The following is an 11,319-nucleotide window of genomic DNA, read 5'->3' as shown; positions in this document are numbered from 1 at the left end:
AAGAGGTTTAAATGATGTACAATACAGGATTAAATAACAATTATCGATTTGAAAATTTTATAGAAAAAGATGGTAATGATTTAGCAAAGAAAGGTGCCTTAGCAGTAATAGAGAACCTAGGATTAAAATATAATCCACTTTATATTTATGGAAAACCGGGTTCAGGTAAAACACATCTCCTTCAAGCAATTGGAAATAAGGTTCTTGAGAACAATCCAGAAAAGCGAGTAAAATATATTTCTGCTGAAAACTTATTAGAAAATGAGCTAGAAATACAAAAAGTTAGAGATGCAAAATTAGACCTTCTTATCGTTGATGATATCCAGATATTGGGAGAAAAAGATGATATGATTCAAGAAAAATTCTTTAATCTCTTTAATTCTCTACATGTTAAGGATAAGCAAATGGTTTTATCTAGTGACTCTGAACCAGATCAATTGAAAAATGTTCAATCTCGTTTGATTGTGCGTTTTAAATGGGGGATGACAGCGTGTCTAACATCGCTTGAAAAATAATAAGAAGGACTGCAGATGAATGATCAAGAAAGACTACTAACGATTTTTTTACGATTACAGTTTGGGACTCCGTTAGTAAAAAAGCAATTAGCTCAGGAATTTATGGTTAGTGAAAAGACGATACAGAGAGATTTTTCACTTCTGCGTTATATCTTATCTAGTTGCCACAATTATAGTGGAGATTTGATTTATAGTCGTAAGACGAATCAGTACTGTTTATCAAGTAAGTCAATTTTTTCTAAAAAAGATATTCTAGTTATTTCAAAGATTTTATTAGAAAATCGAGCACTTAACAGAACAGAAATTGACAGCTTATTAAAAAAATTACTAGTTTTAGTTCCTGGTGATGATCAGAAAGAAATTGAGCAGATTATTGGTAGTGAAAAGCTTAATTATGCTGCCTTAACGGATCAACAAGATAGAATAGAGAAAATTTGGAATTTATCGGAGGCTATTCTACATGAACAGGTTCTAGATATTATCTATCAAAAACCTTATTCTGAATCTTCTAAGAGGCAGACTGTTTTGCCAGTCTCTCTTTACTATGATAGTCATTATTTCTATCTAGTTGTTTACCAGTTGAAACATGCTACTTATATTACTTTAAGAGTAGATCGTATCCAGTCATGGTCTCTTAGTGGTATAGAGAAACCCTCTATTTCTTATCGAGATAAATTTAGAGATGGCGACATTCGTAACGAGAGAGTAGATGCTTTTATCGGGAAGAAAATCAGTATTGAGATCGAGTATTTGTACGATCCGACGATTGTGATGGATCAATTTCCAAATGCAAAAATAGTTGGGAAAAATGGTGATTGGACTCATTTTAAATTTGAAAGTCAGCACACACCGGGGCTTAAACGCTGGTTGCTGGGGCAAGGGGAAGCAGTTACTGTTTTATCTCCTCGGATTTTAGTAGAGGATATGAAGCAAACAGTTCAAGAAATGATAGATAAATATAGATGAGGATAAAATGACTATTCAATTTACTTCTAAAAAGGTTGGAGAACTATTGAAAAAAGGGAATTTGCGGATTCCTTCTTATCAAAGACCATATAAATGGAACAGAAAACATATACGTAATCTTTTTTATGATTTACGAGATGCTATGGGGAAAAAGGAATATCAGGTTGGTTCTGTTATCTTGCATGAAAATGATGGATACTTAGATATTGTCGATGGACAGCAACGGCTAATTTCTATTTCCTTGTTTCTTCATTCATTAGAAAAGTTAAAGGATTATGAAGGCGCTAATCAACTTTTAGGTGCTGAATTTGGAGAGCTATCTTGCTATCATGCGAGTGAAAATTATAATGAGTGGGAAAATTTGACTCAATTGGTTGGCGAAAAGGAGGCCAAAAATATTTGCGAATTTTTATTGGAAAATTGTTCTGTCTCTGTGATTACTATGCCACAGGAACGATTATCAGAGGCCTTTCAGTTATTTGATTCTCAGAATAATCGTGGAAAATCTTTAGAACCTCATGATTTGCTCAAAGCCTATCATCTTCGCAAGCAAGATTCAGAAGATGAAAAGATTGTTGAAAAGTGGGAGCAATTTGTAGAAGATAAAGATTTAAGTCTCAAAGAGTTATTTGATAAACATCTTTTTTGTATGAGACGGTGGTCTAGGGGAGAAACAGGATTAACAAACAAGCGTTATGGCTCTTATCTACGATTTACAGAGGATTATATTGACGACTTTAAAGGCGTTGATTTGAATCAGAACTTTCCATACCTAGAATTGTATCGTCATATTGAAAAATTTCCTCTTTCAATTACTATGCCAATCATTGACGGAAGTAAATTTTTTGAGTATATTGAATCTGCTCATGAAACTATTAAAGATCATAAAGATTTTTTAAATGAAAGGTTAGGATTTTCCGATGAGCCTGAAGAGGGAGAAAAAAATGTAGCTTACCCAGAAGGTATGTTGAACATTTACAATAGCTCAAAAGGGCGCTATCTCAAGTGTCACAATATATTCCTAAACATTTGCTCGCTTTTCGCAGAGAGATTTGGAAAAGATGAGCTATCAAAGGAGATAGTAGAGACCTTGTTTATTTGGTCTTATTACCCTCGAGTTAAGTCTAAAGCTATATATGATGCAACGGTAGGGAAATATGCTGCTGGTGGAAGTTTTAGACAAAAAGAGGCTCAAAAGCTATTTCAACTTTTATCCCATGCTGTTACTCCGAATGATTTCATGATCAAGATAGATAGAGAATTATTTGAAAATTATACTGTGGACAAGATTATAGAAGAGGAAAAAGATAAATGGTAGAAACACATATAAGCTTATCAGTTAATCGTTTGTTAAATGAAGATACCTATGCTATCCCTCTTTATCAGAGAAATTTTGCTTGGACTTATGATGAAATTGAGCAGTTATTGAACGACGTAGCAGATGCTTTTCAAGAAGATAGAGACAATTATTATATTGGAACATTAGTCGTTAATAAAGAGAATGACATTTTCAAAATCATAGATGGGCAACAACGAACAACAGCTCTTAATTTGATTGCCTTAGCTTTGAAGCATGAGTTTGGTTTTGATAGATTGAAATCTGTCAATCTTACCTTCCCAGCTCGGAAGAAATCAAATGAGAATATTCAAAAACTATTTATCAAGCAAAAAATTTCAAAGGATGATGAAAATGAGCTGACTAGAGGTTATGGACATGCTAAAGAGGCCTTGAAAAAAGTGCTAGAGGAGCGCCAGCTTAATCCTCAGTCTTTCATCGAGTATCTTTTTGAGAAAGTTATTATTTTTCGAAGTATACTTCCTGAAGATTTAGATTTGAATCTTTATTTCGAACGTTTCAACTCTCGAGGAGAACAACTAGAGGCTCATGAGATTCTCAAGGCGCAAATGATGGCTAAATTCGGTACAGATCAAGAAATGGCTCAAAAGTTCGCAAGAATTTGGGATGCCTGTGCAGAATTTGATAAGCCTGTAATCAATGCATTTACAAAAAAAGCAAAGAAAAAGCATCCTGATGCAGAAAGAGAAAAAATATTTCCTTTGAATTGGATTAAAGGAAATAATTATCAGAATAGCTTTCTTTTAAACATTGATAAGTTCTTAAGTCAAATAGAAGTTCAGTCAACTAATAAGAAATCTTTATTATCTAGTATAGAAAATAAAGAATCTACAACAGTTAAAGTAATATCACATACGAATGAAGTGGAAAAATACAGAACGATTATAAACTTTGAAACATTTTTATTTTTCGTATATTATATAACATTTGGGAATGTATCCCCTTCTGATATACAGCTAGATGATAAGAAATTATTAGAAACATTTGAAAATGTAACTAGTGTTAATACAAACATAGAAGATATTACATTATTTATTAGGAATTTATTGAAATTAAAATTTATATTTGATAATTTAATCGTACGAATGTCACAAGAGACTAATAATAGAAGACAAGAAAATGATTGGTTTCTGCAGAAAGTTTATCGGAATGATTATAATAATAAAACTAGAGGAGATTTATTTGTTCAATATTATTATGATAAAAATTCTTTTGAAAAGTTCAATGATGATATTTTAATGCTTCAATCTATGTTTGCTGTGACCTTCACGGCCAATCGTGACAGTCGTTGGTTATATGAGATTTTACAATTTCTCTACAAGCATATTGAAGAGTTAAATCAAGTAGAATTTGCTAGTCAGTTTAAGGATTTTCTTGAAAAAATGGCAGTGAGATATGCTGAGGAAAGATTGTTTACCGAAGATAAAAGTATCAAAAAATATGGGGCAATTCCTGTTTATGCTTTTAACTTTGTAGATTATGTTTTATGGAAAAATCGTGAAGAATTGAAGAAAGATTACGATATTGAGTTTAAAGATTTTAGATTTGCTTATCGTCGCTCCGTAGAACATTGGTATCCTCAGAATCCCAATGGACATGATGGAGAGAGCCAATTACCTGCTGAGTTTTTACATTCCTTTGGCAATCTTTGTATCATTACAGATAGTCAGAATTCTAAGTTCGGTAATTCCTATCCAGAGTCTAAACTAGCACAATGGAAGAGAGAGGATATCTTCAAACGTCAGAGTTTAAAATTACAAATGATGGCAGAGATAACTTCTAAAAAAAATAGATGGGATATTTGTGAGATTCAATCTTTGGAGAAAGAGATAAAAAGATATATTCAAAAATTTTGTGATATCTAAATAAAAACAAGCTTTAATGAGCTTGTTTTTTAAAATGCTAATATATGTGATATACTAGTAAGGGAAGAATTTTGAGTAAGGCAAATATGCTCAAAGATTTGAAATAAAAATAGAAAAGAGAAAACAGAATGGTTTTACCAAATTTTAAAGAAAATCTAGAAAAATACGCTAAGCTTTTGGTTGCAAACGGAGTTAACGTGCAACCTGGTCATACCTTGGCTCTCTCTATCGATGTGGAGCAACGCGAGTTGGCTCACTTAATTGTCAAAGAAGCCTATGCACTTGGAGCGCACGAAGTTATCGTTCAATGGGCAGATGACTTTGTAAACCGTGAGAAATTCCTTCACGCGCCGATGGAGCGTTTGGACAATGTACCAGAATACAAGATTGCTGAGATGAGCTACCTTCTTGAAAACAAAGCAAGTCGTCTCGGTGTTCGTTCTTCTGACCCAGGTGCCTTGAACGGAGTGGATGCTGAAAAGCTCTCAGCTTCTGCCAAAGCTATGGGAATTGCGATGAAGCCAATGCGTATCGCAACTCAATCTAACAAGGTTAGCTGGACTGTAGCAGCCGCTGCTGGACTTGAGTGGGCTAAGAAAGTCTTTCCAAATGCTGCGAGTGACGAAGAAGCAGTAGACCTCCTTTGGGACCAAATCTTCAAGACTTGCCGTATCTACGAAGAAGATCCAGTTAAGGCTTGGGAAAAACATGCTGCTATCCTCAAGAGCAAGGCGGAAATGCTGAATAAAGAGCAATTCTCAGCTCTTCACTACACAGCACCAGGAACTGATTTGACACTTGGCTTGCCGAAGAACCACGTTTGGGAATCTGCCGGAGCGATCAATGCTCAAGGCGAAGGATTCCTGCCAAATATGCCAACAGAAGAAGTCTTCACAGCTCCTGACTTCCGTCGCGCAGATGGTTATGTCACTTCTACAAAACCTCTTAGCTACAATGGAAATATTATCGAAGGCATCAAGGTGACTTTTGAAAATGGTCAAATCGTTGATATCACAGCTGAAAAGGGTGATCAAGTAATGAAGGACCTCGTCTTTAAGAATGCTGGTGCGCGTGCCTTGGGTGAATGTGCCTTGGTACCAGATCCAAGTCCAATTTCTCAGTCAGGGATTACCTTCTTTAACACCCTTTTCGATGAAAATGCTTCTAACCACTTGGCTATTGGTGCAGCCTATGCAACGAGCGTTGTTGGTGGAGCTGAGATGAGCGAAGAAGAGCTGGAAGCTGCAGGACTTAATCGTTCAGATGTTCACGTTGACTTTATGATTGGTTCGAACCAAATGGATATCGATGGTATCCGTGAGGATGGAACACGCGTACCACTCTTCCGCAATGGAGATTGGGCAATTTAAGGAGAAACTATGCTTGGAAGTATGTTTGTCGGTCTTTTGATCGGACTATTAGCAGGAGCTATCACCAATCGTGGAGAACGGATGGGATGCTTCGGGAAAATGTTCCTGGGTTGGATTGGTGCTTTCCTGGGTCAAATGCTTTTTGGAACTTGGGGGCCTATCTTAGCTGATACGGCTATTATCCCATCAGTTTTAGGAGCCATGATTTTATTAGCCATCTTTTGGAGAAAAGACAGCTAGTTTTAACTTGCTAGAACAGATAAAGAGGTTGGGAATCTTCCAACCTCTTTTTTATGAGCTGCAAAAAGACTGATATACGACTAGCTTGGCTTTCAGTGACTGGTTCTTTTTATATTGCGTCAAGTATGGTACAATAAAAACATGAGAATTCAACAATTACACTATATTATCAAAATCGTAGAGACTGGTTCGATGAATGAGGCTGCCAAGCAACTTTTCATTACACAACCGAGTCTATCAAATGCCGTTCGTGACCTAGAAAATGAGATGGGAATTGAGATTTTTATCCGAAATCCTAAGGGAATTACCCTTACACGTGATGGGATGGAGTTTCTATCCTATGCCCGTCAGGTTGTCGAACAAACGCAACTTCTAGAAGAACGTTATAAGAATCCAATCGCTCATCGCGAGCTTTTTAGTGTGTCTTCGCAGCACTATGCCTTCGTAGTCAATGCTTTTGTTTCCTTGCTCAAGAAAAGCGATATGGAAAAGTACGAGCTTTTTTTGCGTGAAACCAGAACTTGGGAGATTATCGATGATGTCAAGAACTTCCGAAGTGAAGTGGGAGTTCTCTTTTTAAATAGCTATAACCGGGACGTTCTTTCAAAGATGTTAGACGACAACCATCTAGTTGCCCACCATCTCTTTACAGCCCAACCCCATATCTTTGTCAGCAAGACCAACCCTCTTGCTAAGAGAGACAAGGTGCGATTGGTAGATCTAGAAGACTTCCCATACTTGAGCTATGACCAAGGTACCCATAATTCCTTCTATTTCTCAGAGGAGATTTTGTCTCAGGAACACCACAAGAAATCCATCGTTGTTAGTGACCGTGCGACTTTGTTCAATCTCTTGATTGGTTTGGACGGCTATACCATCGCAACTGGTATCCTTAATAGTAACCTCAATGGAGACAATATCGTTTCGATTCCACTTGATATTGATGATCCTATTGAACTGGTTTATATCCAGCATGAGAAAACTAGCTTGTCTAAGATGGGTGAACGCTTCATCGAGTACCTACTTGAAGAAGTTCGCTTTGATAAGTAATTTGAATAAATGAGAAGAGAAAAGAAGAATGACGACATTAAATACAAATGATTTTGATTTTCACTTGCCGGAGGAATTGATTGCTCAGACTCCTTTGGAAAAGCGCGATGCCTCTAAACTCTTGATGGTCAATCGCCAAACTGGAGAATTTCAAGATCGCCACTTTCACTCTATTATTGAGATGCTAGAGCCAGGTGATGCCCTGGTGATGAATGATACCCGTGTCTTGCCAGCTCGACTTCATGGTCAAAAAGAAGAAACAGGGGGCCACGTTGAACTCTTACTCTTGAAAAATACAGCAGGAGACGAATGGGAAGTGTTGGCAAAACCAGCCAAACGTCTCAAGGTTGGTGCCCGAGTTGTTTTTGGAGATGGCCGACTAAGCGCGGTTGTGACTGAGGAATTGACCCATGGTGGCCGTATTGTCCGTTTTGAATATGAAGGAATTTTCCTAGAAGTACTTGAAAGTCTTGGAGAAATGCCGCTACCTCCTTATATTCACGAAAAATTGGATGACCGAGAACGTTACCAGACAGTCTATGCCAAGGAGAGTGGCTCAGCTGCTGCCCCAACTGCAGGCCTGCATTTTACCAAGGAATTACTGGAAGAAATCCAGCAAAAAGGTGTTCACCTAGTCTACCTGACCTTGCATGTTGGACTTGGGACCTTTAGGCCTGTTTCAGTAGATAATTTGGATGAACACGAGATGCACTCTGAGTTTTACCAATTGTCTGAGGAAGCCGCAGCGACCTTGCGTCAGGTCAAGGAAAATGGTGGCCGTGTCATTGCTGTGGGGACAACCTCTATCCGTACGCTAGAGACTATCGGAAGCAAGTTTGACGGACAGATCCAAGCCGACTCTGGCTGGACTAATATCTTTATCAAACCAGGCTATGACTGGAAGGTTGTCGATGCTTTTTCTACTAATTTCCACTTGCCGAAGTCTACCTTAGTCATGCTTGTCTCAGCTTTTGCAGGCCGTGAATTGGTCCTCGAAGCCTACCAGCATGCTATCGATCAGAAATACCGTTTCTTTAGCTTTGGCGATGCCATGTTTATCTACTAAAAAACGAGCAAATCAAAACTAGAAATAAAAGGGCTAATTCCTACTTGGATTAGCCTTTTTTTTGATATCAGATAGCTATTGAATTAAAGCTAAATAAATGATACACTGAAGACTACGAGACAGCCGTCAAATATATGCAAAATCTGACGAGCTACTTTTATCTGTATCTATTTCAAAGGAGATTTTTATGAAAAACAAAACATTGCGCTATACGAGCCTATCAGTCCTGACCTTGTTGGCTGCCTTGACCTTGGCTGCCTGTGGTGGAAAGACTAACAAGAACACTTCAGCTTCAAACCAAAAAGAAACAACAAGCAAGGTGACTACAGAGTCCGCAAGTAAAACTGAAGTAAGCCAAAAAGAGGAGCAGAAGTCAGAAACAAATAGTGCGACAGAAGCTACAACCACTCAAGCAGAACAAAAGGAAGATAAGAAAAAATCACAAGAGGCTTACGCTAAATTTGTAGGAACTTGGGAAAACTACGCGGGAACAACTGCAACAGTCACAGCAGATGGAATTGTAACAATCCAAAGCGCAAATGGAACCTTTAAATACGAGATGGGTCAAGTAGTGGAAAAAGATGGCTACTACTCAACAGGTATTCATCTTGTCGGTGGTGGACAAGGGGCACGACTGATCTTTACCCCAGCCGGAGTCCAAAACGAAGTGACAGGTACAGACGGTAGCCAAGATGTCTTGTCTATCGGTCAATCTGTAAGTGACAAAGATAACCAGTTTTACCGTAACTAAGAACATCAATCAGAAGTAAGGGTGGTGAAATGTCCTTGCTTTTCTATGTTCTCAAAGCATAAATTTTTTATCATTCAACTATACATGACGTTTAAGTTGGATAATGAACAAGTCCACTTTAAAGTGAAAGATAATAAGGATAATATCAAAAAAGCCCTACATCAGGGCTTTCTTTACTTGCTAATATAAGAAATCAATTCCGTAGTTTTCTTTTAGATAGGTCGCCAACTCGGCTTTTTCTTCCTCTCTAAATCGACAGAGGCTAAGGGCGAGACGCAATATCAGAACACTTGTATCGATGATGACGTTTGACTTAGAAATATCTTCTAGCTGGGTCACCTCTCTCAGGTCAAAATCTAAATAGCAAGCCTTGCTGTTGACATGGTCGGGGTCACTGACATCCACTTCAACATACGATGCTCGCAACAATTCTTCTTTTGGGATGAAAATTTCTTTTGAGAAGAATAACCCAGGATAGACGTAAATACCTTCAAAGGTGAATTCAAAGGAGAGCCTACGACTAGAAAGTCTTTTGATGCCTGCAATCGTTGAATAGATAGCAGCGAAAAAGAGGATGGTTGGAACCACAGTAAGAAGACTAAGCTGGGAAAAGTCGATCAATCCATGCGCGAGGAAAAAGAAAAATTGAAAGAATACACCCGCCGCAAAGACTAGATAGCCGACACCGACAAATTTTGAATAATAGATTTTCATAAAACCTCCAAATATAGAATTGAACTCACCAACGCTCAGTAGAAGGCGTATAGGTCGTGCAGAGATAAAATTCTAGGTATTCCCATCATATCCTATGGAGCGAAGTTCTGTCAACCTTTTAGCAATTTGCAACCTTAGTTATCCTATGAACTAGCATATGGAATGTGGAATACTAGGATAAATGTAATCCAAACTTTGACAACATATTTTCATAAATAGAAAGAGGTATGTATGTTTTTTCTCGGACGCCGTCGTGTCTTTATCGGCGAATGTGATGGACAGGCTGTTTATTATGACCAAAAGACAGGAGAGGCTCTAGTTGCTCCAAAGAGTAGGTTGCTCAATACTGAAAAAGCTGGTGACACGAATGCCTTTATTCCTGACTTGGTAATTCTCTTACTAGCAGGTGGGCCTGCAATCTCGGGCTTCTTTTCCCTCAAGTTTATTGGTGTCTATAACTGGTTTAGTCTAGCTTGCATTTTTCTATTTTGGTTGCTGCAGTTTTCCTTCTTGGTTGCCATACTTGAACGAGGGCTCTATAAAAATGTTCGAAAGGCTTAGTCAACGACAGAGAAGGTCTTTTATTATGCCGCATCTCATAATTTATTTGTGAAAAACCAGTTTGATCCCAGAGAACTGTCTGCTTTACCTTATCGATTTGCTCGCTTTGTAGTAAATATAGTGTCTATCTATTATTTTTTGTATTTCTTGACTCTTCCTCTAAAATTTGGTCAACCGATTGATGAAGGCTATGGTTTGTGGTTTGCGGGCTTGTTATTCTTTGCAGTATTTCTTTTGTACAACCAAAACAATCCAGTTCGCTTTGTGAAGATTATGAGATTATACAGCCAAGGAAAAGTACGATTTAAGGAAGAAGTGGAACATTGGGAAACTGTCTTTGGTGGTGTATCCTAAATACTTAGATAAACAAAAAAGCCTTAAAATCAAGGCTTTTTCCTGTTGTTTAGATGCCCCCTGCAGGCTCTTTGAAAGAAACTTAGAAAAATCTAAAATGAAATTATTTCAAAATGGGGTAAAAGCAAAATTTCCCTCCCTACTTTCTCAATTATTCCTAATTTTAGTTCCAAAAAGCTTCAATTCATAATCTAATTATAATATGGGTAATGGGTACTATCTTATTACATTCAGATTTTTGTTCTCTTCAAAGAGTTATGTAGGCTTTATGGTTTTAAATAGGTAAAAAGTTGAATTATAGTGAGTATTGTGTCACAATAGGTAATATATAAATAATTAATGGAATGGATATAATTCTTTCCTACCTTTACAAGAAGGATTGGTTGCACCTTTTTTATCTAGCAATTGTGGTTAGCTTTCAAGTTTAGCTAGTTTTTAAAAGCTCTGATTTCGACTCAATAAAACAAATTTCAGAAGTGCAAAAGACAAGATGGTGACATTGCTACAGTC

At 37.3% G+C, this 11,319-nt stretch carries 10 protein-coding genes and 1 pseudogene; 10 read left to right on the top strand and 1 reads right to left on the bottom strand.

What is annotated here, in order from left to right; all coding sequences use genetic code 11:
* The first annotated feature begins 11 nt into the window (after positions 1 to 11).
* The 9 genes from NML75_RS00725 to NML75_RS00685 all read left to right on the top strand — a co-directional run bounded on the left by NML75_RS00725 (position 12) and on the right by NML75_RS00685 (position 9,180).
* Complete coding sequence (locus NML75_RS00725; protein ID WP_254731225.1) at positions 12 to 515, top strand: DnaA ATPase domain-containing protein; 504 nt, start codon at positions 12 to 14, stop codon at positions 513 to 515.
* A gap of 15 nt (positions 516 to 530) precedes the next feature.
* A complete protein-coding gene (locus NML75_RS00720; protein WP_254731223.1) occupies positions 531 to 1,481 on the top strand; it encodes a helix-turn-helix transcriptional regulator in 951 nt (316 codons plus the stop codon).
* Positions 1,482 to 1,488: 7 nt separating this feature from the next.
* Positions 1,489 to 2,799 carry a DUF262 domain-containing protein gene (locus NML75_RS00715; RefSeq protein WP_254731220.1) on the top strand — a complete coding sequence of 437 codons (1,311 nt, stop codon included), beginning with the start codon at positions 1,489 to 1,491 and terminating at the stop codon, positions 2,797 to 2,799.
* Entirely contained in the window at positions 2,793 to 4,703 is a 1,911-nt protein-coding gene (locus tag NML75_RS00710) for a DUF262 domain-containing protein (protein WP_254731217.1), read from the top strand. The genes NML75_RS00715 and NML75_RS00710 overlap by 7 nt, the downstream gene beginning before the upstream one ends.
* 128 nt (positions 4,704 to 4,831) lie before the next feature.
* Positions 4,832 to 6,073 (top strand): aminopeptidase, encoded by a 1,242-nt coding sequence (locus NML75_RS00705; RefSeq protein WP_254731214.1) that lies wholly within the window; start codon positions 4,832 to 4,834, stop codon positions 6,071 to 6,073.
* A gap of 9 nt (positions 6,074 to 6,082) precedes the next feature.
* On the top strand, positions 6,083 to 6,313 hold the full coding sequence (locus tag NML75_RS00700; protein WP_006153144.1) for a GlsB/YeaQ/YmgE family stress response membrane protein: 231 nt from the start codon (positions 6,083 to 6,085) through the stop codon (positions 6,311 to 6,313).
* Positions 6,314 to 6,454: 141 nt separating this feature from the next.
* Positions 6,455 to 7,363, top strand: coding sequence for a LysR family transcriptional regulator (locus NML75_RS00695; RefSeq protein ID WP_036756668.1), 909 nt, complete (start codon positions 6,455 to 6,457; stop codon positions 7,361 to 7,363).
* Positions 7,364 to 7,391: 28 nt separating this feature from the next.
* Positions 7,392 to 8,429, top strand: coding sequence for a tRNA preQ1(34) S-adenosylmethionine ribosyltransferase-isomerase QueA (gene queA / locus NML75_RS00690; protein ID WP_254731211.1), 1,038 nt, complete (start codon positions 7,392 to 7,394; stop codon positions 8,427 to 8,429).
* A gap of 187 nt (positions 8,430 to 8,616) precedes the next feature.
* On the top strand, positions 8,617 to 9,180 hold the full coding sequence (locus tag NML75_RS00685; RefSeq protein ID WP_254731208.1) for an ABC transporter substrate-binding protein: 564 nt from the start codon (positions 8,617 to 8,619) through the stop codon (positions 9,178 to 9,180).
* A gap of 180 nt (positions 9,181 to 9,360) precedes the next feature.
* On the opposite strand, the gene NML75_RS00680 is transcribed toward NML75_RS00685, so the two are convergent.
* A complete protein-coding gene (locus NML75_RS00680; RefSeq protein ID WP_074324530.1) occupies positions 9,361 to 9,894 on the bottom strand; it encodes a hypothetical protein in 534 nt (177 codons plus the stop codon).
* 231 nt (positions 9,895 to 10,125) lie between these two features.
* Here NML75_RS00680 and NML75_RS00675 point away from each other — a divergent pair.
* Positions 10,126 to 10,809: pseudogene (locus NML75_RS00675) on the top strand (hypothetical protein).
* Positions 10,810 to 11,319 lie beyond the last annotated feature (510 nt).

The organism is Streptococcus sp. CF4-3, assembly GCF_024295385.1.
In the GTDB taxonomy this organism is placed as follows: Bacteria; Bacillota; Bacilli; order Lactobacillales; family Streptococcaceae; genus Streptococcus; species Streptococcus infantis_I.
Note: the sequence above shows the minus strand (reverse complement) of the source record. Positions and strands in the feature narration are given on the sequence as shown.

Excerpts from the sequence above, each read along its gene's own strand:
- NML75_RS00725 (WP_254731225.1), top strand. The coding sequence starts at position 12 with ATGATGTACAATACAGGATTAAATAACAATTATCGATTTGAAAATTTT.
- NML75_RS00720 (WP_254731223.1), top strand. The coding sequence starts at position 531 with ATGAATGATCAAGAAAGACTACTAACGATTTTTTTACGATTACAGTTT.
- NML75_RS00715 (WP_254731220.1), top strand. The coding sequence starts at position 1,489 with ATGACTATTCAATTTACTTCTAAAAAGGTTGGAGAACTATTGAAAAAA.
- NML75_RS00710 (WP_254731217.1), top strand. The coding sequence starts at position 2,793 with ATGGTAGAAACACATATAAGCTTATCAGTTAATCGTTTGTTAAATGAA.
- NML75_RS00705 (WP_254731214.1), top strand. The coding sequence starts at position 4,832 with ATGGTTTTACCAAATTTTAAAGAAAATCTAGAAAAATACGCTAAGCTT.
- NML75_RS00700 (WP_006153144.1), top strand. The coding sequence starts at position 6,083 with ATGCTTGGAAGTATGTTTGTCGGTCTTTTGATCGGACTATTAGCAGGA.
- NML75_RS00695 (WP_036756668.1), top strand. The coding sequence starts at position 6,455 with ATGAGAATTCAACAATTACACTATATTATCAAAATCGTAGAGACTGGT.
- queA (WP_254731211.1), top strand. The coding sequence starts at position 7,392 with ATGACGACATTAAATACAAATGATTTTGATTTTCACTTGCCGGAGGAA.
- NML75_RS00685 (WP_254731208.1), top strand. The coding sequence starts at position 8,617 with ATGAAAAACAAAACATTGCGCTATACGAGCCTATCAGTCCTGACCTTG.
- NML75_RS00680 (WP_074324530.1), bottom strand. The coding sequence starts at position 9,894 with ATGAAAATCTATTATTCAAAATTTGTCGGTGTCGGCTATCTAGTCTTT.